23 protein-coding genes are annotated in these 24,896 nt (G+C 70.9%); 18 read left to right on the top strand and 5 right to left on the bottom strand.

Annotation, left to right across the window (positions count from 1 at the left end; translation table 11 throughout):
* Positions 1 to 498 precede the first annotated feature (498 nt).
* On the top strand, positions 499 to 1,164 hold the full coding sequence (gene phoU / locus ACZ63F_RS32195) for a phosphate signaling complex protein PhoU (RefSeq protein WP_469716378.1): 666 nt from the start codon (positions 499 to 501) through the stop codon (positions 1,162 to 1,164).
* A 227-nt stretch (positions 1,165 to 1,391) separates the two neighbouring features.
* Here the strand turns inward: phoU and ACZ63F_RS32200 are convergent, their stop codons facing one another.
* The 4 genes from ACZ63F_RS32200 to ACZ63F_RS32215 all read right to left on the bottom strand — a co-directional run bounded on the left by ACZ63F_RS32200 (position 1,392) and on the right by ACZ63F_RS32215 (position 4,507).
* On the bottom strand, positions 1,392 to 1,907 hold the full coding sequence (locus ACZ63F_RS32200; RefSeq protein ID WP_469716380.1) for an NUDIX hydrolase: 516 nt from the start codon (positions 1,905 to 1,907) through the stop codon (positions 1,392 to 1,394).
* Positions 1,908 to 1,968: 61 nt separating this feature from the next.
* Positions 1,969 to 2,553 carry an SMI1/KNR4 family protein gene (locus ACZ63F_RS32205; RefSeq protein WP_469716383.1) on the bottom strand — a complete coding sequence of 195 codons (585 nt, stop codon included), beginning with the start codon at positions 2,551 to 2,553 and terminating at the stop codon, positions 1,969 to 1,971.
* A 438-nt stretch (positions 2,554 to 2,991) separates the two neighbouring features.
* Positions 2,992 to 3,792 carry a hypothetical protein gene (locus ACZ63F_RS32210; protein ID WP_469716386.1) on the bottom strand — a complete coding sequence of 267 codons (801 nt, stop codon included), beginning with the start codon at positions 3,790 to 3,792 and terminating at the stop codon, positions 2,992 to 2,994.
* 250 nt (positions 3,793 to 4,042) lie between these two features.
* On the bottom strand, positions 4,043 to 4,507 hold the full coding sequence (locus tag ACZ63F_RS32215; RefSeq protein WP_469716389.1) for a hypothetical protein: 465 nt from the start codon (positions 4,505 to 4,507) through the stop codon (positions 4,043 to 4,045).
* Positions 4,508 to 4,971: 464 nt separating this feature from the next.
* Here ACZ63F_RS32215 and ACZ63F_RS32220 point away from each other — a divergent pair, with 464 nt between their 5' ends.
* Positions 4,972 to 8,826 (top strand): S8 family serine peptidase, encoded by a 3,855-nt coding sequence (locus tag ACZ63F_RS32220; protein WP_469716393.1) that lies wholly within the window; start codon positions 4,972 to 4,974, stop codon positions 8,824 to 8,826.
* Between the two features lie 166 nt (positions 8,827 to 8,992).
* The gene (locus ACZ63F_RS32225) at positions 8,993 to 9,994 is read left to right on the top strand and encodes a helix-turn-helix domain-containing protein (RefSeq protein WP_469716395.1); all 1,002 of its coding nucleotides are present in this window, start codon (positions 8,993 to 8,995) and stop codon (positions 9,992 to 9,994) included.
* Positions 9,995 to 10,163: 169 nt separating this feature from the next.
* On the opposite strand, the gene ACZ63F_RS32230 is transcribed toward ACZ63F_RS32225, so the two are convergent.
* The gene (locus ACZ63F_RS32230) at positions 10,164 to 10,877 is read right to left on the bottom strand and encodes a TetR family transcriptional regulator (protein ID WP_469716398.1); all 714 of its coding nucleotides are present in this window, start codon (positions 10,875 to 10,877) and stop codon (positions 10,164 to 10,166) included.
* A gap of 101 nt (positions 10,878 to 10,978) precedes the next feature.
* Between ACZ63F_RS32230 and ACZ63F_RS32235 the strand changes: the two genes are divergently transcribed.
* The 15 genes from ACZ63F_RS32235 to ACZ63F_RS32305 all read left to right on the top strand — a co-directional run bounded on the left by ACZ63F_RS32235 (position 10,979) and on the right by ACZ63F_RS32305 (position 24,813).
* Positions 10,979 to 11,461, top strand: coding sequence for an SRPBCC family protein (locus tag ACZ63F_RS32235; protein ID WP_469716400.1), 483 nt, complete (start codon positions 10,979 to 10,981; stop codon positions 11,459 to 11,461).
* A gap of 93 nt (positions 11,462 to 11,554) precedes the next feature.
* Positions 11,555 to 11,926, top strand: coding sequence for an ANTAR domain-containing protein (locus ACZ63F_RS32240; RefSeq protein WP_469716402.1), 372 nt, complete (start codon positions 11,555 to 11,557; stop codon positions 11,924 to 11,926).
* A 286-nt stretch (positions 11,927 to 12,212) separates the two neighbouring features.
* The gene (locus ACZ63F_RS32245; protein ID WP_469716404.1) at positions 12,213 to 12,812 is read left to right on the top strand and encodes a cation diffusion facilitator family transporter; all 600 of its coding nucleotides are present in this window, start codon (positions 12,213 to 12,215) and stop codon (positions 12,810 to 12,812) included.
* 341 nt (positions 12,813 to 13,153) lie between these two features.
* Positions 13,154 to 14,218: a sugar ABC transporter substrate-binding protein gene (locus ACZ63F_RS32250; protein WP_352357113.1), complete on the top strand. Its 1,065-nt coding sequence runs from the start codon at positions 13,154 to 13,156 to the stop codon at positions 14,216 to 14,218.
* Positions 14,219 to 14,265: 47 nt separating this feature from the next.
* Positions 14,266 to 15,831 (top strand): sugar ABC transporter ATP-binding protein, encoded by a 1,566-nt coding sequence (locus tag ACZ63F_RS32255; RefSeq protein ID WP_469716406.1) that lies wholly within the window; start codon positions 14,266 to 14,268, stop codon positions 15,829 to 15,831.
* The gene (locus tag ACZ63F_RS32260) at positions 15,824 to 16,864 is read left to right on the top strand and encodes an ABC transporter permease (protein WP_469716408.1); all 1,041 of its coding nucleotides are present in this window, start codon (positions 15,824 to 15,826) and stop codon (positions 16,862 to 16,864) included. The genes ACZ63F_RS32255 and ACZ63F_RS32260 overlap by 8 nt, the downstream gene beginning before the upstream one ends.
* 92 nt (positions 16,865 to 16,956) lie before the next feature.
* The gene (locus tag ACZ63F_RS32265) at positions 16,957 to 18,282 is read left to right on the top strand and encodes an L-fuconate dehydratase (RefSeq protein WP_469716410.1); all 1,326 of its coding nucleotides are present in this window, start codon (positions 16,957 to 16,959) and stop codon (positions 18,280 to 18,282) included.
* The gene (locus tag ACZ63F_RS32270) at positions 18,275 to 19,162 is read left to right on the top strand and encodes an amidohydrolase family protein (protein ID WP_469716412.1); all 888 of its coding nucleotides are present in this window, start codon (positions 18,275 to 18,277) and stop codon (positions 19,160 to 19,162) included. Before ACZ63F_RS32265 ends, ACZ63F_RS32270 begins: the two co-directional genes overlap by 8 nt.
* 12 nt (positions 19,163 to 19,174) lie before the next feature.
* Positions 19,175 to 19,612 (top strand): RbsD/FucU family protein, encoded by a 438-nt coding sequence (locus tag ACZ63F_RS32275; RefSeq protein ID WP_469716414.1) that lies wholly within the window; start codon positions 19,175 to 19,177, stop codon positions 19,610 to 19,612.
* Positions 19,609 to 20,652, top strand: coding sequence for a zinc-dependent alcohol dehydrogenase (locus ACZ63F_RS32280; RefSeq protein WP_469716416.1), 1,044 nt, complete (start codon positions 19,609 to 19,611; stop codon positions 20,650 to 20,652). Before ACZ63F_RS32275 ends, ACZ63F_RS32280 begins: the two co-directional genes overlap by 4 nt.
* Positions 20,649 to 21,410: an SDR family oxidoreductase gene (locus ACZ63F_RS32285; protein ID WP_469716418.1), complete on the top strand. Its 762-nt coding sequence runs from the start codon at positions 20,649 to 20,651 to the stop codon at positions 21,408 to 21,410. The genes ACZ63F_RS32280 and ACZ63F_RS32285 overlap by 4 nt, the downstream gene beginning before the upstream one ends.
* Positions 21,407 to 22,036 carry a bifunctional 4-hydroxy-2-oxoglutarate aldolase/2-dehydro-3-deoxy-phosphogluconate aldolase gene (locus ACZ63F_RS32290; RefSeq protein WP_469716420.1) on the top strand — a complete coding sequence of 210 codons (630 nt, stop codon included), beginning with the start codon at positions 21,407 to 21,409 and terminating at the stop codon, positions 22,034 to 22,036. The genes ACZ63F_RS32285 and ACZ63F_RS32290 overlap by 4 nt, the downstream gene beginning before the upstream one ends.
* A complete protein-coding gene (locus tag ACZ63F_RS32295) occupies positions 22,033 to 23,070 on the top strand; it encodes a sugar kinase (protein WP_469716422.1) in 1,038 nt (345 codons plus the stop codon). The genes ACZ63F_RS32290 and ACZ63F_RS32295 overlap by 4 nt, the downstream gene beginning before the upstream one ends.
* A gap of 22 nt (positions 23,071 to 23,092) precedes the next feature.
* Positions 23,093 to 24,103, top strand: a complete 1,011-nt coding sequence (locus tag ACZ63F_RS32300) for an aldo/keto reductase (RefSeq protein ID WP_469716424.1) — start codon at positions 23,093 to 23,095, stop codon at positions 24,101 to 24,103.
* Complete coding sequence (locus ACZ63F_RS32305; RefSeq protein ID WP_469716427.1) at positions 24,094 to 24,813, top strand: FadR/GntR family transcriptional regulator; 720 nt, start codon at positions 24,094 to 24,096, stop codon at positions 24,811 to 24,813. The genes ACZ63F_RS32300 and ACZ63F_RS32305 overlap by 10 nt, the downstream gene beginning before the upstream one ends.
* The last annotated feature ends 83 nt before the right edge of the window (positions 24,814 to 24,896 follow it).

The raw sequence follows: 24,896 nt of genomic DNA on the forward strand, positions 1-24,896 counted from the left end.
TAGCCGAGCGCTCATTCGATCACAGCCCAGCCGGTTGCGGCGACCGAGAAAGCACGGGCAGCGAGAGGCTGCGCAGTGCCCCAGGACCGTAACGTCTCGTCCAGCGCTCCGAAACCTTGATCCCGGAAGTCGCGATCACCCTGGTGACCCGCTATCGGCACGACCCTGGCTCGCCGTGCCCTGGCCGCGTGGCCGCGCGAGGCAGCGCTCGCGCGGCAGGTGAGCCCGGCCCGTGCGCAGCCAGCCGGGCTCATCGGCGCAAGTCTGGGCCGCATCGCCAGCTGTGACCTCCGCCCTTCGAGTCTGCTCACGTCCTGGCCTGCCACGGCCACTCTGGGCCACTGGCGCGGCGCCCGGAGCCCGCAGGCCCTCGGGCGTCCGGCATCCGGCATCCGGCATCCGACGTCCGGCCTGACGCTGTTGTCCCTGCTCGCGCAGGGTGTGGGATTCTGGCAAAGGAGCACATCGGGGGCGACATACAAAGGGGAGTGGGCTCGTATGCGCGAGGCGTACCACGAAGAGCTGGCCTCGATCGGCGAGGCCTTGGTGGACATGGCGAACCGGGTCGGTTCGGCCCTGGGCCGGGCCACCAGCGCACTCTTGGATGCCGATCTCGAGCTCGCGGAAAGCGTGATCTCCGCCCACAGCAAGGTCGAGGACCTGCAACGCGACCTGGATGACCGGGCGATCGCGGTCCTGGCGCGCCAGCAGCCGGTCGCCACCGACCTGCGGCTGGTGGTCACCTCCCTGCGCATGAGCGCGGACCTGGAACGCTGCGCGGTCCTGGCCCAGCATGTCGCCAAGCTGGCCCGGCTGCGCCACCCCGCCCAGGCCGTACCCCAGGACCTGCGCCGCACCATCCTGGAAATGAGCCAGCTCGCCCAGCGTCTGATGGCGCAGGCCGCCGATGTCCTCGTCACCCGCGACCTGGACGCCGCGCTCCAGATGGAGCAGGACGACGACCGGATCGACGAACTGCACCGCTCGATATTCCAGCACCTGATGGACGACCGCTGGCACCACGGGGTGGAGACCGCCGTCGACGTCACCCTGCTCGGCCGCTACTACGAACGCTTCGCCGACCACGCCGTCTCCGTCGCCCGCCGCGTGATCTTCCTCGTCACCGGCGAACACGCCGACGAGCTGGTGGCGACACATCCTTGACCACGCGCGCGGCTGCTTCCCGACCGCGTGCGGTTACCGTGCCCAGGCCGTCAAGCGCCGGCCGAACCGGAACGCGGCGCCCTCCCCGGACGGGGACAGACCCCGCACCAGCTCCGCTGCCGGGGGGAAGCGCCCCTCCGCACCCATAGCCACCTGCAGAGCGGGACCGAAGGAGACAAGACCAGCCTTCCTGTTCCGCTGTCGGGTTCATGGGCAGCGAAGGCCGTTCAGCTTGCCGCCGAATCCGCTACGGGGTGACCGTGCCCGGGTCGCGGAGAGACGACGAACCGAGCGGCGGCCTCATCGGCTGCAGCAGTGGCGATGCGAGCGATCATGTCGCCTGTCATGGGAGGCAAGGCATCCAGGGGAAACCACCGGGTCGCAGTGTTCTCACCGTCGGCTGGATACGGGTCACCGGACTGCCAGCTGAGCCGGAACACCAAGTCGAGATACTGCGTGTGGTCTCCGTTGCCGTAGACCACCGGATCGGTGACATGCACCATCGCCAGGCGCTCAGGAACCGCCTCGACGCCGGTCTCCTCCCGTACTTCCCGGACCGCGGCGTCCGCCGGCTGCTCTCCGGGATCGATGATTCCAGTCACTGCGGTCCACTCGCCGTTGTCCGAGCGTTGCGCCAGCAGGACACGTCCTTCCCTGAGGACCACCGCGGTCACTCCTGACAGCCACAGCGGATCGTTCCCGATCTTCTCTCGCAGCGCGAGGATGAAATCTGGTGTCGCCATCAAGCCAGGATAGGAAGCCCCCGCTTACATTGATCACCAGATTCCCAAAACCTACTCGGTCTCAGACCGCCTTTGAGATCTGCTGGGATGCCAGCCATGCGGTGTACCACGTGCCGAAGTCTGGTCCTGGGGTCAGACCACCCCAGGAGCGGTCGTCGAGCCACACTTGTCCGGCATTGCTTCCTGTGATGACCAGGCGGGAGAAGGTACCGCAGCCCATCTCGCCGAGGACCAGGGTCCCCGTGACCGAGTAGTCAGCGTCGCCTCCCCTGCCCGGCCCCGGCCAGTCCGTGGAGTGCGGGAACGGGGTGGCCAGGAAGCCCACGTGCAAGCACTCGGCCCGAAGGTCGTGCAGGGCCTCTTCATCGTCTACTTCTTCTGCCAGGCCCAGGAGTCCGTAGTCCGGTCCCGCTCCGCCGCCGGCGACCGAGCTCAGGAAGCCTCGGTAAGAGGCGGGAAGGGTGACGCGGTGCAGCTGCTCGAACGAGCGGATCGCCTCCTCCGCCAGGGGCGGGTGAAGCCGGTACCGGTGGTGAGAGGCGCCGAAGCGGTGATGCTCGGGATCTTCCTGAGCCATCGCGGCAACACGAGAGCGCTCAGAGGCGCCGTTCCAAGCCTCGCTCCGGGCGGCAGTGTCACTGGTCACGCCCGAACCGTACCCTCGTCCGGCCGCACCCGGACGAATGCTTTGGGGTCCGGCCGCGTGGCGGGACGGCCGCGGGTGACTCGGCGGACCATGATCCCGATCATTGCCCATCGGATCACGGTCTCCGATCGGGCCCGGCCGGCCTCGCAATCCCGGGCCAGACGTAGGTGGTCGGTGAGCCACGAGAAGGTGTCGGCGAAGCCCTGGTCAGCCCAGATCTTCCGCACGCCGGGGTGGTCGAGGCGAGTCCACAACAGCGGGTGCCTGACACCGTCGCGGTCCTGGACGCTCGCCGCCACAACGTGGACCGTTAGGAGCAGGCCGAGAGTCTGTCGCCGCGAACCCACCGGTCTCGGTACGTCAAGGGCCGTCAAGCCACTCGCGCACAGTGCCCGTGGCGGGCTCGATCCACCTGGTACTGGCTGATACCGGTGACTTTCACGTCCATGGCTTCCGCGAGTTCTTCGGCGGAGCCGAAGGCGGCGTGGCAGGAGACGATCTGAATGGGGCCTCCCCAGTACTCCAGCCGCAGATCGTGATCTTGTTGGTGAGTGCGCGGCGAGAGCCGCAGTTGGCTTGAGCGGGTGTGGTCACGGGTGAGGATGCTGTCCGGCCTTCCGACGTCGGAGCCTGAAGGTGATCACGGAGACGAGCGTGACGGCCAGGCTGGCGCCAGCGACCACGTCGTCTGCCTTCGGCGGCTATGCCTGTGCAGTGCCAGATCAAGGCTCCGAGGAGCGAGATGCCTCCCGCGACAAAGCCGAAGGCCGTGGCCACCCGCAGGCGCGTGTCCCGATCCATTGGGGTCTTGGCTGTGACGATCGGTTCCGAGGTTTGCTGCAGGGTGATGTAGTCACCGCTGTTGACGCTGACGGCGTCGAGCGCATGGGACGCATCGCCCGCCGGAGAGCAGATGAAGCAGACTGTTTTGCCCTCTTCGACCAGGGCCGTGAGGAGCTGGCTGGTACACCAGTCGATCTTCAGTTGGAGTCGATGCTCTCCTGTCGGCATCTCAAAGCGGAGCGTCTGCCCCCGCCGGATGCTGCCCACTTGGGTGTCATCGATGAGCACGGCATAGCCGCGGAGCGCATCGCGGTAGCTTCCGTGCGCCCGCGACAGCACGACGGTTCCGTGCCCGAGCGAGGCCGCCGCGGATGGACCGCCCACGTCGTCGCGCTCGGCAGCCTCGGCTGGCGCACTGGGTTCATGGGGGGACACGGCTCGTTCCTCGTCGTTCATCGCCGCCCCCCTTCATGCGACTACCGTGTGTTCCGTGAGCCTACTCACGCGTCAACTGCCGCAAAATACCCGGCTCTGTGAAGACTGAAGACCCTGCGGTGGCCGCGGGGAGCAGCGGAGTGCCTGCACACTGGCAGACGCGACGCCTGCAATCCTTTCAACCGCTGCGACAACTCATTGAGGGTCTCCGAGTTTTTCTGCGCGTCCGCACTTCACCACTTGCGCGAAACATGCCTCGACTAAACGGATTTCACATCTGTCGCATTTTTTCTTGGCGCGGGTGAACTGCGCATTCCGGTCCTCGTAGGCGGAAGCCGGATCCGTGAACCGTACGAGTTTTCAAATACTTGCTCTTGGGGGCGGCCCAGTCACCGACGAGCCGGTCGCCTGAGACGAACTCCAGGGGGCCCAGACCGGGGGCGGTCACCGATCCATTGCCATGCGGCACTCCGGGCCAGTACGTCGCCTCGCCTGGCGCGACGTGCCGGCGGACGACTGTTGTGGTCCGGTCGTGGACGATCGGCATCGGCACCCCGCCGTAGTGGGCAAACGCCCGCCGGTGGCTGTCGAAGAAGGTCTGAAGATCCTGGCCGGTGGTGAAGCAGCAGAACGGGTCGCGGGGGTACGACAGCGTCATGTCGAACGAATAGACCTTTGCGGTGCCCAGACGAGCGAGGATCCCCGCGGTGCCCGCAACGTCGCCGTCGACCGTCACCGCCGCCGCCACCGCTGCGTACCGGTGGGGTGACCGCCGCCGGCGTCGCGGGCACCGCGCTCGTGCCGACGCCGTCGAAGAATGCTCCGTACTGGTCGGCTCCCTGCGCGCGCTCGCCTCCGCGCACCGCGAAGCGGTGGTCCGCGTCCACGTCGTGGGCCAGGCGGGCGAGGACGTCGCCGCACAGCCGGGCGTTCCGCGCGGGGCGGTCAAGTCCCGTACCCATCATGGTGTCCGTGCGCCGCGGGCGGAGTCGGCGCGCCCGGCATCCGCGGTGCGGCGGCCTGAGCGCTCGCTCTCACGGCGGAATGCCGCGCCGAGGCCTTGCGGGGGTCACGGCCGCACCCGTGGCGCCGTTGAGACATGTCGCAGGTGTGACACCAGAGGCCAGTGACATGCTCAACGCCACAGCAGATTCTGTCGGACAGCGTGTGACTCCCCGCTGTACGAGAGGTGCTTGGCTGATGGCATGGATCCGCCTGACGGCGGCGATATCGACAGGATTGCTGCTGGCCGCCGGAGGCGTACCGGCCGCCTCCGCCCGGACGCCCCAGGACACCGCGGCGCGACCCGCCGCCGGCCAGGACGCGCCGCCTGTGACCGTACGCCTGGTGACCGGCGACCGCGTGACGGTGTCGCCGGGGGCCGACGGCCGCCGCGCCGCCTCGGTCGAGCCGGGACCCGGCCGTGAGGGCATCGTCTTCCGCACGTACCAGGAGGACGGCGGCGACCTGACGGTACTGCCGTCGGACGCCGCGGACCTGGTCTCCGCCGGGACGCTGGACCGGCGTCTGTTCGACGTCTCCGCCCTGATCGCCCAGGGCTACGACGAGGCCGGCACCTCCGCACTGCCGCTGATCGTCTCCGCCTCCCCGCGCGGCGGCGTGGCCAGGACGACCGCGAAGAGCGAGAAGGCCGCGGCCGCCGTCGCCGACCGGGTCGCCGCGTTCAACGAGGCATCGGCCCCGGTGCGGACCCTCGCCAGTATCGGCGCGCGGTCGCTGCGCGTCGCGGACGCCGACCTCGGCGGCTTCTGGAAGGCCTTGAACCCCGGCGACGCCGAGGGCACCGCCCGCGCCGCGGCGACCCCGCGGGTGTGGCTGGACGGACGGGTCGCCCCGGTGCTGGACCGCAGCACGGCGCAGATCAACGCGCCTGCGGCGTGGAAGGCCGGGTACGAGGGCCAGGGCGTGAAGGTGGCCGTGCTGGACACCGGCGTGGACGCCACCCACCCCGATCTGGCGGGCCGGATCGCGGAGTCGAAGGACTTCTCGGGCAGCGGGAACACCGTGGACCACTTCGGGCACGGCACGCACGTGGCGTCGATCGTCGGCGGTACGGGCGCGGCGTCGTCCGGTTCCCGCAAGGGTGTGGCGCCGAAGGCGGAGTTGCTGATCGGCAAGGTGCTCGGCGACGACGGCTACGGCTCGGAGTCGCAGGTCATCGACGGCATGGAGTGGGCGGCCGCCGAGCACGCCAAGGTCGTCAACATGAGCCTCGGCTCCGACGAGCCGACCGACGGCACCGACCCGATGAGCCAGGCCGTCAACACGCTGTCCGCCTCTGGCGACACCCTCTTCGTCGTCGCGGCGGGCAACGCGGGCGAGAACGGGGACTCCACGATCGGTTCGCCCGGTGCGGCCGACGCCGCGCTGACGGTGGGCGCTGTGGACCGCGACGACTCCCTCGCCTCCTTCTCCAGCCGCGGTCCGCGCCTCGGCGACAAGGCCGTCAAGCCCGACGTGACCGCCCCCGGCGTCGGCATCGTCGCCGCGCGCGCGTCCGGCACCACCATGGGCGACCCGGTCGACGCGAACTACACGGCGGCGTCCGGCACCTCGATGGCGACCCCGCACGTGGCGGGTGCCGTCGCGCTGATCGCGCAGCAGCACCCCGGCTGGACCGGTCAGCAGTTGAAGGACGCGCTGATCAGCACCGCGCACACCGTGCCGGGCACGAAGGTGACCGAGCAGGGCGGCGGCCGGATCGACGTCGCCGCGGCCATGGGCCCCGTCACGGCCACCGGCAGCGTGCTGCTGCCCGCCGTCCAGGTGGGCGGCGGCAAGCAGCAGTCGGCGACCCTGCACTACACCAACACCGGTGACAAGGCGGTGGACCTGAAGCTGAGCGTGGCCCTGGCCACCTCCGACGGCGTGGCCCTGACGGCCGGTGTCGTCACGCCCGGCGCGAGCACCGTCCACCTCGCCCCCGGCGCCTCCGCCGACGTGCCGCTGAGCACCGACCCGAAGGACGCCAGGCGCGGCGCCTACTACGGCTACGCGACCGCGACCGGCGCGGACGGCACCGTCCTCGCCCACACCACGCTCTCCCTGGTCGTGCACGCGCCGCAGCACCGGCTCACCGTGATCGCCCGCGACCGCGCGGGCAAGGTGCTGCCGGGCTGGCTGCCGACGATCTGGGGCCAGGACGGTTTCGTCTCGTACACCAGCGCCGACCCCGCGGTCGCCGTCGTCGAGGACGGCACCTACCAGGTCGACTTCAGCACCCTGGACAACGCCTCGGACGGCCAGGAACTGGTCGAGGTGATCAACCCGCAGGTGAAGGTCACCAAGGACACCACGGTGACACTGGACGCCTCCAAGGTCACCCAGGTGCGGATCCGCACGCCCGAGCCCGCCGAGCAGCGGGGGATCCTCAGCTACCAGACGTACCGGCGCATCGAGGGCCACGGCCTGATCCAGGGCGTGATGTTCTTCGACGTCGCCAAGCGCATCTACGTCAGCCCGACCGCGCAGGTCACCGACGGCACCTTCGAGTTCGCCTCGCGCTGGCAGATGACGGCCCCGCAGTTGCGGGCGAAGGTGTCCGGCACCTCGGCGCCCTTCACCCCGTACTACCTGCCGACCTCTCCGGTCTTCGACGACAGGGGCGTCCGGCTGACCGCGGTGGACGCCGGGGCGGGCACCGCCGCGGACCTCGAGGCCGCCCATGTGCGCGGGAAGCTTGCTGTCGTCCGCTACGACTTCGGCAACGACGCCGAGCTGGCGAAGGCCGCCGCGGACGCCGGGGCCAAGGCGCTGATGCTCGTCATGCCCGAGGGCTTCTTCCCCTGGACGCGCTGGCAGCCGGAGGGCGACCGCCTCGCGCTGCCGATCATGCGCGCCGGCGCGACGGAGGGCACCGGCCTGCTGAAGCGCGCCGGTGAGCGCACCACCACGGTGGACTTCTCCGGCACGGTGAAGAGCCCCTACCTGTACGACGTGATGCAAGTGTCCCAGCAGCGTGTTCCCGAGAAGCTGGTGTACACGGTCAGCGAGCGCAACAGCGCGGTGGTGAAGGCCGCCTACACCCGCACCGGCGCCTCGGCCTGGGGGAGCGAGCAGCGGTTCGGCTGGCGCCCCTACCAGGAGTTCGCCTGGAACCAGTACACCCGTGACGTGCCGGTGGGACAGCAGCGCACCGAGTACGTGACGGCCGGTGACACGCTGTGGAGCCACACCGTGCACCACGACACCGTCATGGACCGCGACCTCGAGCTGGGCGTCGGCATGCAGGACGCCGCCCACACCTACCGGCCCGGGCAGCACGCCGCGGAGAAGTGGTTCGCGGGGCCGGTGCGCCCGTCGATCCCGCACGGTGTGACGGGCTGGCCCGGCTCGGTGCGCAACGGCGACACCCTGTCCCTGTACATCCCGGAGTTCACCGACTCCCAGTCCGGCCACTGGTCGTTCGCGGAGGCCAGCTCGCTGGGTGGCGGTGTCGGCTCCGGTGCCGCGGTGTCCGCGGTGGGCGACCCGAGCGACGTGGCCCACGCCGAGGTGTACCGCAACGGCCGGCTGGTGGCGCAGTCAGGCACCGGGGCCTGGGGCCAATTCGAGGTGCCCGCGGGCAAGGCCGGCTACCGGCTGGACCTCACCACCGCCCGTACCTCCGCCGACTGGCAGTTCGGCACCGGCACCAGGACGTCCTGGACGTTCACCTCGGACACCGCGGCGACGGCCACGCTGCTGCCGCTGCTCCAGGTCGACTACAGCGCGCCGGTGGACCTCCGCAACGCGGTGGGCCCGGGCCGGTCGCACATGCTGGGTCTGAACGTACGGATGCCGGACGGCGTGGCCGCCCCGCGCGGGGTCACGCTCAAGGTCGAGGCGTCGTACGACGACGGCCGTACCTGGCACACCGCCCGCACCGCGCGGCACGGCGGCACGCGGTTCACCGCCGCGGTCGAACGGCCTTCGGGGGTGCGCGGGGACGCGTACGTCAGCCTGCGGGTGACCGCGGTGGACGCCGCGGGCAACACCGTGCGGCAGACGGTCGACCGCGCCTACCTGCACCGCGGCCCCTCCTCCGGGCGGTGACGGCGGCCCCGCGGAACGGCTGAACGGCTGAACGGCTGAACGACGGCGGGTGCCCGGGCGGAAGCCCTGGCACCCGCCGTTTCCTTGCCCGGTGGTGGCTCGCGGTGCAAACTTCAACGGGCCGTTCCGCTTCTCGGGGCCGGCCGCGGCGAGGGAGGGGCACGGCATGCTGGAGGCGGCAGGTCTCACGGCGATCGAGGAGACGGTCTACCGGCTCCTGGTCGGGACCGCGACCGCGTCGGCCCAGGAGGTCGCCGACCGGACCGGGCTCCCGCGCGAGTCCGCCGAGGCCGTGCTCGCGGCCCTGCGTGGCAAGGGCCTCGCCAGCCCCACCGACCTCGATCCGCTGCACTACGCCGCCGTGCCGCCCGACGTGGCGCTGCTGCCGCGGCTGCAGCGCAACGCCGACGCGCTCGACAAGGCCCGGACCGCCGTCACCGACCTCCTCGACAGCTACCGCAGCACGCGCCGCAGGCACGACCCCGGCCAGCTCATCGAGGTCATCACCGGAGCGGAGGCGCTGCGCCAGCACCTGCGGCAGATGCAGGACAACGCGTGCCACGAGATGCTCTGGTTCTGCAAGGCGCAGTACGTGGCGATGCCCTCGGGCAGCAACCGCGCCGAGTACGACGCCCTCGCCCGCGGGGTGCGCTACCGCGTCCTGTACGAGCAGGCCTTCTTCGACGACGAGGGCGCCGTCGACAACGTCGTGGAAGGTGTGCGCGCCGGTGAGGTGGCCCGGTCGGTCCCGCACCTGCCGCTGCGCCTGGCCGTGGCCGACCGCGCCATCGCCATCTGCCCGCTGGTCCCCGGTGGGCCCCAGGGCAGTCCCCAGGTGGCGACGGCCGCGCTGGTGCGGGGCAGCAGCCTGCTGGAGGCGCTCATCTCGCTCTTCGAGCGCTACTGGGAGACCGCGGTCCCGCTGAAGGTCAGCGCGTCCGGCGGGGTGGAGGGCAGCGACGGGATCGTCGACGCCGACCCGCTGACCGAGACCGACCGCCGGCTCCTCTCGCTGCTCGTGGCGGGTGTCGCCGACAAGGCCATCGCGAGTCAGATGGGGCTGAGCAGGCGTACCGTGCAGCGCCACATCCAGCGCATGATGACGCTCGCCGGCGCCGACACGCGGATGCAGCTCGCCTGGCAGGCCGCTCGCCGCGGCTGGCTCTGAGTCCCGCCGCTCCCAGGCGAACTGACTGCCCGCCAGTCCTGGTGGGTCACCGACCGGTGCGGGGCCGGCCCGGCCGCGGCCGAGCCCGTGCCAAGCGGCCACCGGCTGTCCGGCACGCCTCAAGATGCCTCGGGTATTGATCCTGACCTGGGGAGACCGTCTGACCGTTTCACTTGCTGGGCCGGGCGGGGGCGAGCGAGGTCAGTCCCGTGTCGATGAGCCGGGCTGCGCGTTGGACGTCGGCGCTCACCATGTCGTGCAACTGCTCGGGGTTCTGGGCTCGGTTCAGGTGCCTGCGGAGCGCCTGGAACTGGATGGGCCACAGGGCGAGCAGGGCGGTTGCGGCGATCTGTGGTTCAGGGTCGTCCGGGCTCATCTCATTGCGCCGAGCCAGGACTTCGGCGGCCGCGGCGACCTGCTGATCAGCCATGTCGCGCTGATAGGCCCGCAGGGACGGGGTGGATCCGATCAGCATGCCGAACCGCAGAAGCATGTTCTTCGCCTGGGCCAGGTCGTCCTGTTCGGTCAGCCAGGACGTGATGCCCGCCAGCTCGCCGGACAAGATCTTCAGCACGGCCTCGACCGGCGACAGATCTGGATCGGCGAGCGTGGTCCGCAGGGAGTCCAACGTGGCCTCGCCCAGGTCCAGGACGAGGGACTCCTTGGTCGGGAAGTAGTTGAACACGGTCTTCTCCGACACCCCGCAGGCTTCGGCGATCTCGGAGACACGCACGGCGTCAAAGCCCCGTTCCATGAACATCTCGGTGGCCGTGTCCGACAGCTGCCGCCGCAACAGCCGCTTCTTGCGCTCCCGTAGCCCCTCGGCGGCGGGTTCCGCGTCGCGACGGCGCAAGGCCGTCCAGTCCACAGTGCGCATGCTCATTGGTGCAGCGTAGTCCAGCCTCCACAAAACTTCTGTTGCTATAAATTTTCATTCACTGTAAGAATATGCTGCGCTTGACGCCCGTGCCCGAGGAGCCCGCCATGAGCACCATCCACATCGTCCGCGACTACCCCCACCCGCCGCAGAAGGTCTGGCGCGCCGTGACCGATCCCGAGCTGATCCCGCTATGGACGGCCACCGGCGCCGGCGCACGCCCGGAGGGCTTCACGGCCACGCCCGGCACCACGTTCAAGTTCGTCGCGAAGCCGAAGCCGGGGTGGAGCGGCGTGGTGCTGTGCGAGGTGCTGGAGGCTCGTGAGCCCTCGCTGCTGCGCTACTCCTGGCAGGACGAGGGCGGCGGCGAGGTGACGGAGGTCGCCTACCAACTCGCCCCGCACGACGGCGGGACACGTTTCACCTACCACCACACCGGCTTCACCGGCACCGGAGGATTCTTCATGGCCAAGATCCTCGGCGCCGTCCGCACCAAGATGCTCACCAAGGGCCTGCCCGCCGTGCTGGACGACCTCGACGACGACGGCACCCTGCACCCGGACAGCACCTTGCGCCCCAAGCGGCACTAGGCGTTCGTTCGCCGGGACATGCTCGGCGCTTACGAGGGAAGTTGTCATATGACAACGTAGTGCCGTGACGCGACCCTCTTCCATTGGCGGACAATGACCTTCTTTGCGATCTCCCGTTCGCAGCCCCTGATACTCCGGTCCGTCACCGCGCTGGTGCTGGAGAACGAACGTCTGGAAGCGGAGTGCGCACAGCTCCGGCAGGCGGTCTCCTCCCATGCCGTCGTCGACCAGGCCATCGGCGCCGTCTGCGCCATGGGCCGGTTGCCGGTCGAGGAGGCGTGGCGGGTCCTGCGGGACGTATCGCAGCGCACCAACACCAAGCTGCGCACCGTGGCCGAGCACGTCCTCGCCTTCGCCCAGGGCGGCCACCTGCCGCAGGACGAACTCGGCGAGCTCCATCAGGCGATCCGCCGGTATACCGCACGCACCGACGCGTCCGAGGCCGTACCACCCCGTCGGGAGTGACCCGCCGTACCGACGCCACGCCTCCTGGCACACCGAAATCCAACAGCGCAACGTCGCCGGACCGATCCTCGTCCGGGGATGCACCGGCGATCTCCCGGCAGACTCCGCGCGCACATTGACGACCCCTTCGACCGGCACAGCCGCAGCCGGATCCCCGAGCCCCCAGTGATCACCGACCGTGGGGCACCGCCTCGGCCGCAGTTCGAGTCCGTCCGAGGCGAGGGTGGGGTGGCTGTGCGGCTGAGGCGTCTTCGCGTCCGGCGGGCGGGTCTGGGAGGATCTCGCGGTGGACAGCACTGATGACGCCGCCTGCCGGGCGCTTGTCCGCCGCGGCCTGGCCCTGGAGTACGTCACCCTGGGCTGGAACGTGATCGGCATCGTGGTGCTCGCCGTCGCCGCGCTCTCCGCCCGGTCCGTGGCGCTGGCCGGGTTCGGGCTGGACTCCCTGATCGAGATCGGCGCCTCCACCGTGGTGATCTGGGAACTGTCCGGCACCGGCGAGGACCGCCGGCGCCGTGCGCTCAGGCTGATCGGCGTCGGCTTCGCGCTCCTGGCGGTGTACCTGCTGGTGCAGTCCACATGGGTGCTGGCCTCCGGCTTCCGCCCCCACCACTCGCCTCTGGGCATCGGCTGGACCGCGGTGACGGCTGCGGTGATGTTCGCGCTCGCCGCCGGCAAGGCGCGCACCGGCACCGCGCTGGACAATCCCGTGCTGAAGACCGAGGGGCGGGTGACCCTGATCGACGGCGTGCTGGCCTGCGCGGTGCTGTTCGGCCTCCTGCTGAACTCCCTGGCCGGCCTCTGGTGGGCCGACCCGGCCACCGGCTACGTGCTGGTCCACTACGCGCTGCGCGAGGCCAAGGAGGTCTTCTTCAGCGAGCACTGACGGCGGAGCGATGCACCACCCCGGGCCCAGGCGCCGTCACCTCTCGTGACCAGCGAACACGGGTGTCGCACCGCCGACGCGCACCGGCGCAGCCACGAGCCATCCAGCGCAAGAGACATCCCATCACAGGTTCACAACATTGATGGGATGGATCCGTCATCGACATCCCATGACGTGACCCTCCAATCGCGTGTTCTGGCGGAATTCTTCGGCACCTTGCTCCCGACCTCTAGACAGCCCCCTCGCGCCCCCCCTATAAACATCCCATCTCTCTGTCAGCGACACCCAACCGTCGCATCGGTGTAACAACCCCGCTACGGGACCAGCGCGAGGAAGTACCCATGAGAATCAGAACCGCACTCGGCTCCACCGCGTCCGTCGTCTGTGCGCTGACGCTGCTCAGCGCGTGCAGCAGCGGCTCCGGCACCTCCGCCTCGTCGAGCGACAAGCCGCTCGTGGGCGTCGACTACCCCCGGTCCGACACCGACTTCTGGAACTCCTACATCAAGTACACGCCCGACTCCGCGAAGCAGCTCGGCCTGTCCCTGAAGACCACGAACTCTCAGAACGACGTCGCCAAGCTCACCGCCAACGCGCAGACGTTCATCAGCCAGGGCGTCAAGGGCATCGCGATGGCGCCGCAGGACACCGCCGCCATCGCGCCGACCCTGGCCCAGCTGGAGGCGAAGAAGATCCCCGTCGTCACCGTCGACACCCGCCCCGACACCGGCAAGGTGTTCATGGTGGTGCGGGCCGACAACCGCGCCTACGGCGAGAAGGCCTGCCAGTTCCTCGGCACGAAGCTCGGCGGCAAGGGCAAGGTCGTCATGCTGGAGGGCGGCCTCGACTCGATCAACGGCCGTGACCGCACCGAGGCGTTCAACGACTGCATGAAGAAGAACTACCCCGGCATCAAGGTGTTCGGCGAGGCCACGAACTGGGACGGCGCGGTCGCCGCACAGAAACTGCAGACGGACCTCACCGCCAACCCGGACATCAAGGGCGTCTACATGGAGTCCAGTTTCGGCCTGTCCGGCACGCTGCAGGTGCTCAAGCAGAAGGGCCTGCTGGTGGATCCGAAGGACAAGAAGCACGTGTTCATCGTGTCCAACGACGGCATCCCCGAGGAGCTCAAGGACATCGCCGCGGGCAAGATCGACGCCACCGTCTCCCAGCCCGCCGACCTGTACGCCAAGTACGCCCTGTACTACCTCAAGGCCGCGATCGACGGGAAGACGTTCAAGCCGGGCAAGACGGACCACGACAGCACGATCATCCAGGTCCGCGACGGTCTGCTGGAGGACCAGCTCTCCGCTCCCCTGGTCACCGCCGACGGCGGGACCTACGGCGGCGTTCCCAGTGTCAAGAGCGACGACACGTCGCTGTGGGGCAACCACCTCGGCTGACCTGCCCGGTCAGGGACCCAACGGCTATCCAGAACAAGGCGGTTGAGATGAGCGACGGGGAGCGTACTGTCACCCCCGCGCCCGCCCCGGCGGACGACGGGCGGGCCTCCACGGCCCCGCCCGTCGTCGAGGCGACGGGCATAGTCAAACGATTCGGCCCCACGGTGGCCCTGAACGGCGCCCGGATCACCATCCGGCCCGGCGAGACCCACGCACTCGTCGGCCGCAACGGAGCCGGCAAGTCGACCCTCGTGTCCGTCCTGACGGGCCTGCACGCCCCCGACGAGGGGACGGTCACCTTCGGCGGCGACCCCGCACCGCGGCTCAGTGACCGCGACGCCTGGCGCCGGCGCGTCGCCTGCGTCTACCAGAAGTCGACGATCATCCCCACGCTGACCGTCGCCGAGAACCTCTTCCTGAACCGGCACCACCACGGCCCGCACCGGCTCATCAGCTGGACCGGCGTACGCCACCGGGCCCAGGAGCTGCTGTCGGCCTGGTCGGTGGACGTCGACCCGCAGTCCCCGGCCGGCGATCTCAGCGTCGAGCAGCGGCAGTTCGTCGAGATCGCCCGGGCGCTGTCCTTCGGGGCCCGGTTCATCATCCTCGACGAGCCGACCGCGCAGCTCGACGCGGCGGCGATCAACCGGCTCTTCGACCGCATCCGCGACCTGCAACGCCAGGGCGTGACCTTCCTGTTCATCAGTCATCACCTGCAGGAGGTCTACGAGATCTGCGACATGGTGACGGTGTTCCGCGATGCCCGCCACATCGTGACCGCGCCGGTCGCCGAACTGCCCCGTACCGAGCTGGTAGCCGCCATGACCGGCGAGGCAGCGGCCGACCGGCGCCAGGAGCGCACCGGCAGCCTGGACGAGAGCACCGTGCCCGCACTGACCGTGCAGGGCCTGGGCAGCGACGACACCTACACCGACGTCACTTTCCGGGTGGGCGCCGGGGAGATCGTCGGCCTGGCGGGTGCCGCCGCCAGTGGACGCACGGAGGTCGCGGAGACCGTCGTAGGACTGCGGGCCGCGGCGACCGGGGAGCTGGAGATCGCCGGGCGCCGGCCCCGGCCGGGCAGCGTGCCGGCCGCGCTCGCGGCCGGCGCCGGGTTCGTGCCGCAGGACCGGCACCACCAGGGCTTCGTGCCGGACATGTCGATCGCCGACAACGCGACCCTGTCCGTGCCCAGGCGGCTCGGCAGGAACGGCTTCCTCAGCCGCGGACGGCGCGACCGGCTGGCCGAGGGCATGATCGAGAACCTGGCGATCAAGACCCCCGGACCGGAGCTGCCCGTCTCCGCCCTGTCCGGCGGCAACCAGCAGAAGGTCGTCATGGCGCGCGCCCTGGCCGACGACCCCCGGCTGCTGGTCCTGATCAACCCGACCGCCGGCGTGGACGTGCGCTCCAAGGAGTTCCTCCTCGGCAAGGTCGAGGAGACCGCCGAGTCCGGCACCGGCGTGCTCATCGCCTCCGACGAGCTGGACGACCTGCGCATGTGCGACCGGATCCTGGTGATGTTCCAGGGCCGGGTCACGACCGAGATACCCCGCGGCTGGCACGACCACGACCTCGTGGCCGCGATGGAAGGAGTGGACCTCGATGCCTGAAACCGTCCTCGCGGACGCCGCCGCCCAGTCCGTCGACGCCGGGCGGAAGCGCACCGCGCTGCTCGGCGGCCGGATCCCCCTGGCCCGGCTGCGCGATCTGGCGCTCGTTCCGGCGATCGTCGTCATCGCGATCGTCGGCCAGATCGTCAACCCGGTCTTCCTGCAGGCCGACAACCTCATCAACGTCCTGCAGACCATGTCCGAGATGGCCCTGCTGGTCCTCGCCCAGACGATGATCCTGATCGTCAAGAAGATGGACCTCTCCCTGGAGTCCACGATGGGTCTGGCGCCGGGCGTCGCGGCCTGGCTGGTCGTCCCGGCCGGGGCCGGACACGGACTCGGTCTGCTCCCGGGCGCCTGGGCGGTCCCCATCACTCTCGCCGTGGGCGCGCTCGTGGGTGTGATCAACTCACTGCTCATCATCCGCTTCGGCCTCAACGGCTTCATCGTCACGCTCGGCATGCTGATCGTGCTGCGCGGCATCCTCACCGGCATCTCCGGCGGTCAAACCTTCTTCCAGCTGCCGCAGTCGATGCTCTACACCGGCACCGCCGAATGGTTCGGCATGCCCGCCTCGATCTGGATCTGCCTGGCCCTGTTCGCCGTCGCCATCGTGGTGCTCGGCTGGACCAGCTTCGGCCGCTCCCTGTACGCCATCGGGGGCAACGTCGACGCGGCGAAGGCGGCGGGCATCCGCACCGACCGGGTGCTGTGGATCGTCATCGTCACCGGCAGCGTGCTCGCCGCCCTCGCCGGGCTGATGCTCTCCGGACGCCTGGCCTCGGTCGCCTCCGCGCAGGGCAACGGCTACATCTTCACCGTCTTCGCCGCCGCCGTCATCGGGGGCATCAGCCTCAACGGCGGCAGGGGCACCATGTTCGGCGCGTTCTGCGGCATCCTGCTGCTCTTCATGATCCAGAACGTGCTGACGCTGGCCGGTGTCCCGGCCCAGTGGATCGGCGCCCTCAACGGCCTGATCATCCTGGTCGCGCTCGCCATCTCCCGTATCACCGGCGGCAAGGTCCAGGAGTGACCCGCGCGGCCCACCGGCCGCCCCGCCTCCGCCGCGTTCACGTCTCGTCGCAGGGAGAACCATCTCCCCTGCCCCTCACAGGAGTTGCCGCCATGTCCTCCCCCGTGCCCCCGTCAGCCCGCATCATCGCCCTGGACGTCCTGGACGTGCGGTTCCCGACCTCCGAACACCTCGACGGCTCGGACGCCATGAACCCCGAGCCCGACTACTCCGCCGCCTACGTGGTTCTGCGCACCGACGCGGGCGACGGGCTGGAGGGCCACGCCCTGGCCTTCACCACCGGACGCGGCAACGACGCCCAGGCCGCCGCCATCGCCACCCTCGCCCCGCACGTGGTGGGCCTGTCCGTGGAGCAGGTCTGCTCCGACCTCGGCGCCTTCTCCCGCTCCCTGGTCCACGACCCCCAACTGCGCTGGCTGGGCCCGGAGAAGGGCGCCATCCACATGGCGACCGGCGCGGTCGTCAACGCCGCCTGGGACCTGGCAGCCAAGCGGGCGGGCAAGCCCGTGTGGCGTCTTCTGGGCGAGATGTCGCCGGAGGAACTGGTCGCGCAGGTCGACTTCCGCTGGCTGTCCGACGCCCTCACACCGGAGGAGGCGCTGAAGATCCTGCGCCGGGCCGAGCCCGGCCGTGAGCGGCGCATCGCCCACCTCCTCGACCAGGGCTACCCCGCCTACACCACCACCCCGGGCTGGCTCGGCTACTCCGACGAGAAGCTGGCCCGCCTCGCCCGCGAGGCCGTCGCGGACGGCTTCACCCAGATCAAGCTGAAGGTGGGCGCCGACCTGCAGGACGACATACGGCGCCTGCGCACCGCCCGCGAGACCGTCGGCCCGGACATCCGCATCGCCGTCGACGCCAACCAGCGATGGGACGTCCAGCCCGCCATCGACTGGATGCGCGCCTTGGCCCCCTACGACCCGTACTGGATCGAGGAGCCCACCTCCCCCGACGACATCCTCGGCCACGCCGCCGTCCGCAGGGCGCTGAGCCCCATCAAGGTCGCCACCGGCGAACACGTCGCCAACCGTGTCGTGTTCAAGCAGATGCTGCAGGCCGGCGCGGTCGACATCGTCCAGATCGACTCCGCCCGCGTCGGCGGCGTCAACGAGAACATCGCCATCCTGCTGCTGGCCGCGAAGTTCGGCGTGCCCGTCTGCCCGCACGCCGGCGGCGTCGGCCTGTGCGAGATGGTGCAGCACCTGTCGATGTTCGACTACGTCGCCGTCTCCGGCACCACGGAGGACCGGGTCATCGAGTACGTCGACCACCTGCACGAGCACTTCGTCGACCCGGTCCGCATCGTCGGCGGCCACTACCTCGCGCCGACGCTGCCCGGACTGAGCGCGCAGATGCACCCCGCCTCCCTCAAGGAGTACAGCTACCCCGACGGCCCGGTCTGGTCCGCCCGTGTCTGAGTCGCTGCCCCTGGTCGACGCCCACCACCACGTGTGGGACCTGGACCGCCGGCCCCAGCCCTGGCTCGACGAGCCCGGCCTCGAGCCGATCCGCCGCAGCCACGGCATCGAGGACCTGCGCCGGGCCGCCGACCGGCCCCTGGCGGGACGCCGGCTGACGAGCACGGTGGTCGTGCAGTGCGTCGCCTCCGTGCCGGAGACGGCGGAGCTGCTCGACCTCGCCGCCCGGGACCCGCTGGTCGGCGCGGTGGTCGGCTGGGCGGACCTGACCTCGCCCGCGGTCGGCGACGTACTCGACGAACTGCGCTCCAAGCCAGGGGGCGGGTATCTGCGGGCCATGCGCCACCTGGTGCAGGGCGAGTCCGACCCGGAGTGGCTGCAGCAGCCGTCCGTCGAGCGGGGCCTGCGCGCCGTACAGCACCGGGGCCTCGGCTACGACGTGCTCATCCGCAGCCACCAGTTCGACCAGGCGATCCGCCTCGCCCAGCGCTTCCCGGACCTCCCGCTCGTGCTGGACCACGCGGGCAAACCGCCCATAGGGCAGCCCGCGTTCTCCGACTGGGTGCGCGAGGTGCGCGTGCTGGCGGGCCACCCGCAGGTGCGGTGCAAGGTCTCCGGACTGATCACCGAGGCGGACCACCGCACCTGGACGACCGACGACATCCGCCCCGTCTGGGACGTCCTGCTGACCGCCTTCGGTCCCGGGCGGCTGATGTTCGGCTCCGACTGGCCCGTCTGCGTGCTCGCCGGAGGCTGGTCCCGCTGGGCGGCCACCGTCGAGCACCTGCTGGACGACTGCTCGCCGCAGGAGAGGCACGCGGTGCTCTGCGAGACGGCGACCGCCTTCTACCGCGTGTCCGACCACGAGACCCAGAAGTAAGGAGAGGACTGCGTGCTGCTGACCGAACTGCTGCACCCCGGCATCCTCGAAGCACTGGCCGGAGCCGGGCACGGTGCCCGTGTCCTGCTCGCCGACGGCCACTACCCCGCCAGCACCGCCGTCGGCGAACGAGCCAGAACCGTCCACCTCAACCTGGCACCAGGCATTCTCGACGTCACCACCGTCCTGGACGTGCTGCTGCGCGCCCTGCCCGTGGAGTCGGCGCAGGTGATGGTGCCGCCCGAGGGCGAGCCGGAGCCGGCGGCCATCGCCGAGTACCGCTCCCGACTGGCGCCGGTGCCCGTCGACGCACTCGGCCGCTTCGCGTTCTACGACGCCGCCCGCTCCCCCGACCTGGCCCTCGCCGTCGTCACCGGCGACACCCGTACCTACGCCAACCTGCTGCTGACCATCGGCGTCCGCGCGGAAGGGACCCTGACCCCACGATGACTCTCGCCGTCCGCTACACCTCCGCCCGCACCCTGGACACCGCGCCCGCCGCCGGCTCCGAGCCCGGCCCCGGCGAGGTGGAACTCGCCCCCGCCTACGTCGGCATCTGCGGCACCGACCTGCACATCTTCCACGGCGACATGGATGCCCGGGTCGCCGCGCCCGCCGTCCTGGGACACGAGATGGCGGGCCGGATCGTCCGCGTCGGGCCCGGCGTGGAGGGCTGGCGGCCCGGGGACGCGGTGACCGTGATGCCGCTGCGCTGGGACGGCATCTGCCCCGCCTGCCGCGCCGGTCACCAGCACGTCTGCCAGCACCTGGACTTCATCGGCATCGACTCCCCCGGCGCCATGCAGCAGCGCTGGACGGTGCCCGCCTCCACCCTCATACGGCTGCCCGCCACCCTGCCCCTGGACCGGGCCGCGCTCGTCGAACCGACCGCGGTCGCGGTGCACGACGTGGGCCGGGCGGCGGTGAAGGACGGCGAGAAGGTCGTCGTGGTCGGCGGCGGACCCGTCGGCATCCTCATCGCCCTGGTCGCCCGTGCCGCCGGCGCCGAGGTACGCGTGGTCGAACTCAACGCCCACCGCAGGCTGCTCGCCGAGGAGTTGGGCCTGAGCACCTGGGACCCCGCCGCCACCGACATCACCGCACTCGTCCAGCGGTGGACGGGCGAGGCGGGAGCGGACGTCGCCTTCGAGGTCTCCGGCGCGGCGGCCGGTGTGGACACCGCCGTCGACGTCCTCGGCGTGCGCGGCCGGCTGTGCCTGGTCGCCATCCACCCACGGCCCCGCGAGATCAACCTGCACCGCTTCTTCTGGCGTGAACTCACCCTCGTCGGGGCCCGGTTGTACGACCGCGGCGACTTCGAGCGGGCCGTCGCCCTGGTCGCCGACGGCACGATCCCCGCCCAGCGCCTGATCACCAAGATCGTGCCGCTGACCGAGGCACCGGCCGCCTTCGAAGCGCTGGAGAGCGGCGGAGACGTGATGAAGATCCTCGTGGACTGCACCGACGGCACCCAGGGAGCCGCCGTATGAGCATCTTCGACCTCACCGGGAAGCTCGCCGTCGTCACCGGCGCCCGCCGCGGCATCGGTCAGGCGATGGCCCGCGCCCTCGCCCGGGCCGGTGCCGACATCATCGGTGTCAGCGCCCACCTGGAGGAGTCCGGCAGCCAGGTGGAGAAGGAGGTGCTGGCCGCCGGGCGCTCGTTCGAGGCGATCCGCACCGACTTCGCCGACCCCGCCGCCGTACGCGCCCTGGGCGAGAACCTCGCCGGACGCGAGCGCCCGGTGGACATCCTCATCAACAACGCCGGCACCATCCGCCGCACGCCGGCCGCCCAGCACAGCGACGCGGACTGGGAGTTGGTGCTGCAGGTCAACCTCACCGCGCAGTTCGCGCTCACCCGGGCCGTGGGCGCCACCATGGTGGCCCGCGGGCACGGCAAGGTCGTCTTCACCGCCTCCCTGCTCAGCTACCAGGGCGGCATCACCGTCCCCGGCTACACCGCCGCCAAGCACGGCATCGCCGGACTGACCAAGGCCCTGGCCAACGAGTGGGCGCCGCACGGCGTCAACGTCAACGCGATCGCCCCCGGCTACATCGCCACCGACAACACCCAGGCCCTCCAGGACGATCCGGCCCGCAGCAGGGCCATCCTGGAGCGCATCCCCGCCGGACGCTGGGGCACCGCCGACGACCTCGCCGGCGCCGCCGTCTTCCTCGCCTCCCCTGCCTCCGACTACGTCCACGGCACCACCCTGCCCGTCGACGGCGGATGGCTCGGCCGATGACCGCCGGCCTGGCCTCCGTACTGGCGGGGGCGCGGCTCCTGCCCGTGCTCACCGTGGCGTCCGTCGCGAGTGCCGGCCCCCTGGCCGACGCACTCGCGGCGGGCGGCGCCCGCTGCGCGGAGGTCACCTTCCGCACGCCGGACGCCGAGCGGGTCGTGAAGGCGATGGCGGGGCATGGTGCTCTGACCGTCGGAGCCGGCACCGTGCTCACGGCCGAGCAGGCGGAGCGGGCCGTGGCGGCCGGGGCCCAGTTCCTCGTCTCGCCCGGACTCGACGACGAAGTCATCCAAAGAGCAAGCGAGTTGGGGGTGCCGGTCGTGCCGGGCGTGGCGACGGCGAGCGAGTTGATGCGCGCGTTGAAGGCGGGCCTCGACACGGTCAAGCTGTTCCCCGCCGAACCGCTCGGCGGCACAGGCATGCTCCGCGCACTCGCGGCGCCGTTTCCGCAGGCGCGCTTCGTCCCGACCGGCGGCATCGGACTCGACCAGCTGCCCGGCTATCTCGCCCATCCGTCGGTCCTCGCCGTGGGCGGCAGCTGGATCGCCACCCCCGGCCACCTCGAACGCGCGCAGTACGACGAGATCCGCCGGCTGACCGCCGAGGCGGTGGAGAGGACGGCACCGTGACCGACGTGATCGCCCTGGGCGAGGTCATGCTGCGCTTCGACCCCGGCGAGGGCAGAATCCGCACCGCCCGCACCTTCCAGGTGTGGGAGGGCGGCGGCGAGTACAACGTCGTACGCGGACTGCGCCGCTGCTTCGGCCTGCGCACCGCCGTCGTCACCGCCCTCGCCGACAACGCGGTCGGCCGGCTCGTGGAGGACCTGATCCTGCAGGGCGGCGTCGACACGTCGCACATCCGCTGGGCCGCGGCGGACGGCACGGGGCGCACGGCCCGCAACGGCCTGAACTTCGTCGAGCGGGGCTTCGGCATCCGCGGGGCGCTGGGCGTGAGCGACCGGGCGAACACGGCCGTCTCCCAGCTGCGGAAGGGGGACGTCGACTGGGACGCGGTGTTCTCGGCCGGAGTGCGCTGGTTCCACACCGGCGGCATCTTCGCCGGGCTGTCCGACACCACCGCCGACGTCGCCGACGAGGCCATGGCGGCCGCCCGCCGCCACGGTGTCACCGTCTCCTACGACCCCAACTACCGGCCCAGCCTCTGGGACGGCCGGGGCGGCGCCGAACGCGCCCGCGAGACCGACCTGCGCCTGGCCCGGCACGCGGATGTCGTCGTGGGTGCCCTGGGACTCGCGGGCCCGCATCCGGGCGCCGTGCGGCTGACCGACGACGAGGTGCCCAACGCGCTCACCGCGGTCGCGTCCCTGCTGCCGCAGGCGAGCGTGCTGGCGACGACTCTGCGCGCGGTGCCCTCGGCCGGGGTCAACGACTGGTCCTCGCTCGCCTGGTCACCCGAGACCGGTCTGGTCAGCGGCCCCCGCTTGCCCGGACTGCACGTCCTGGACCGCATCGGCTCCGGCGACGGCTTCGCCGCGGGACTCGTCTACGGCCTGCTCACCGGTGCGGGCCTGGAGCGCGCCCTGGCCTACGGCACCGCGCACGGCGCCCTCACCATGACCACGCCCGGTGACGTCTCCATGGCCACCCTCGCCGAGGTCGAGGCGCTCCTCGCGGGCGCCACGGCACACGTCCGACGCTGAACCACCCCTCCCGGGAGCACCCTTGCACCGCCGTACGATCCCCAGCACCGCCGTCCAGGTCACCGAGCTCGGCTTCGGCGCCTCCGTCATCGGCAACCTCTACCGGACCACCAGAGCCGAGGACGCGGCGGCCGCCGTCGACACCGCCTGGGACGCGGGCATCCGCTACTACGACACGGCCCCTCACTACGGCCTCGGCCTCTCCGAGCGCCGCCTGGGCGCCGCCCTGCGCGGCCGGCCACGCGAGCAGTACGTCATCTCCTCCAAGGTCGGCCGCCTCCTCGTCCCCAACGACCACCCGACAGGCGTCGACACCGAGGGTTTCGTGGTCCGCGACGACCTGCGCCGGCAGTGGGACTTCAGCCGCGACGGCGTACTGCGCTCCATCGAGGAGACGCTGGAGCGCACCGGCCTGGACCGCCTCGACGTCGTCTACCTCCACGACCCCGACGACCACTGGCAACAAGCCGCCGACCAGGCCATGCCCACCCTCGCCGAACTGCGCGACCAGGGTGTCATCGGAGCCATCGGCGCCGGCATGAACCAGTCCGCCCTGCTCGCCCGCTTCCTGCGCGAGACCGCCGCCGACGTGGTGATGCTCGCCGGCCGTTACACCCTCCTCGACCAGTCGGCCCTGGACGACGTCCTGCCCGCCGCACAGGAACAGGGCAAGGCCGTCGTCGCCGTCGGCGTCTTCAACTCCGGCCTGCTCGCGCGGGACCGGCCCTCCGAAGGCATGAAGTACGACTACCAGGCCGCCCCGCCCGCACTCGTCGACCGCGCCCGTGCCATCGCCGACGTCTGCCAGGCCCACGGCACCACCCTGCCCGCCGCCGCCATCGCCTTCCCCCTCACTCATCCCAGCGTCATCAACGTCACGCTCGGCATGCGCGACCCCGGACAGGTCCGGCGCAACGTGGGGCTGCACCAACAGTTCATCCCCAGGGAGCTCTGGCACGACCTGCGCGGCCAAGGGCTCCTTCGCGCCGAGACCCCCTTCGCGCCCGACGAGCGGAGCCAGCCGTGTCCCTGACCGACAAAGCGATCGCCCAGATCCGCCAGCTCATCGCCTCCGGGGTGCTGCCTCCGGGCGCGAAGCTGCCCCCCGAGCCCGAACTGGCCGCCCAGCTCGGGCTCTCCCGCAACCTCGCGCGCGAGGCGGTGAAGGCGCTGTCCGTGGCACGCGTGCTGGAGATCAGACGGGGCGACGGCACATATGTCACCAGTCTGCAGCCGAGCCTGCTGCTCGAGGGCCTCGGGGGCGCGGTGGAACTGCTCCAGGGCGATCCCGGTGCCGTACTGGACCTCATGGAGGTGCGGCGTCTGCTCGAGCCCGCCGCCACCGCCCTGGCCGTCGCCCGGCTGTCGGACGAAAGTCTGGCGGAGGTGAAGCGGCACTTGGACGCCATGCGCGAGGCGCGCGACGACGTCGAGCGTCTCAACGCGCACGATGTGGCGTTCCACCGCGCCATCGTGGACGTCACCGGCAACGAAACGCTGATCACCCTGCTGGAGGGCATCTCGGGCCGCACCCTGCGGGCCCGGATCTGGCGTGGTCTGGTGGACACCCGGGTGGCGGCCCGTACGCTGGCGGAACACGAGGCGATCTACGCCGCACTGGCCACCCGTGACGCCGTGCTGTGCCATGCCGCGGCCCTGGTGCACGTCAACAACACCGAGCAGTGGCTGCGGGAGCACCTGAAGTCCACGGAGGCCTTGCCGGTGACGGGATCCCTCGAATGAGGCCGCGGCGTCCGCGCCGCCGCAACGGTGGAAGAGGGACTGCCCGGACGGTGAACCGTCCGGGCAGTCCCCCGGTTCGCCGC

This window comes from Streptomyces sp. NPDC104761, from assembly GCF_055583445.1.

Bases quoted from the DNA above. Each gene is read 5' to 3' on its own strand.
- phoU (WP_469716378.1), top strand. From the start codon at position 499: ATGCGCGAGGCGTACCACGAAGAGCTGGCCTCGATCGGCGAGGCCTTG.
- ACZ63F_RS32200 (WP_469716380.1), bottom strand. From the start codon at position 1,907: ATGGCGACACCAGATTTCATCCTCGCGCTGCGAGAGAAGATCGGGAAC.
- ACZ63F_RS32210 (WP_469716386.1), bottom strand. From the start codon at position 3,792: ATGAACGACGAGGAACGAGCCGTGTCCCCCCATGAACCCAGTGCGCCA.
- ACZ63F_RS32220 (WP_469716393.1), top strand. From the start codon at position 4,972: ATGGCATGGATCCGCCTGACGGCGGCGATATCGACAGGATTGCTGCTG.
- ACZ63F_RS32225 (WP_469716395.1), top strand. From the start codon at position 8,993: ATGCTGGAGGCGGCAGGTCTCACGGCGATCGAGGAGACGGTCTACCGG.
- ACZ63F_RS32230 (WP_469716398.1), bottom strand. From the start codon at position 10,877: ATGAGCATGCGCACTGTGGACTGGACGGCCTTGCGCCGTCGCGACGCG.
- ACZ63F_RS32235 (WP_469716400.1), top strand. From the start codon at position 10,979: ATGAGCACCATCCACATCGTCCGCGACTACCCCCACCCGCCGCAGAAG.
- ACZ63F_RS32240 (WP_469716402.1), top strand. From the start codon at position 11,555: ATGACCTTCTTTGCGATCTCCCGTTCGCAGCCCCTGATACTCCGGTCC.
- ACZ63F_RS32250 (WP_352357113.1), top strand. From the start codon at position 13,154: ATGAGAATCAGAACCGCACTCGGCTCCACCGCGTCCGTCGTCTGTGCG.
- ACZ63F_RS32255 (WP_469716406.1), top strand. From the start codon at position 14,266: ATGAGCGACGGGGAGCGTACTGTCACCCCCGCGCCCGCCCCGGCGGAC.
- ACZ63F_RS32260 (WP_469716408.1), top strand. From the start codon at position 15,824: ATGCCTGAAACCGTCCTCGCGGACGCCGCCGCCCAGTCCGTCGACGCC.
- ACZ63F_RS32265 (WP_469716410.1), top strand. From the start codon at position 16,957: ATGTCCTCCCCCGTGCCCCCGTCAGCCCGCATCATCGCCCTGGACGTC.
- ACZ63F_RS32280 (WP_469716416.1), top strand. From the start codon at position 19,609: ATGACTCTCGCCGTCCGCTACACCTCCGCCCGCACCCTGGACACCGCG.
- ACZ63F_RS32285 (WP_469716418.1), top strand. From the start codon at position 20,649: ATGAGCATCTTCGACCTCACCGGGAAGCTCGCCGTCGTCACCGGCGCC.
- ACZ63F_RS32290 (WP_469716420.1), top strand. From the start codon at position 21,407: ATGACCGCCGGCCTGGCCTCCGTACTGGCGGGGGCGCGGCTCCTGCCC.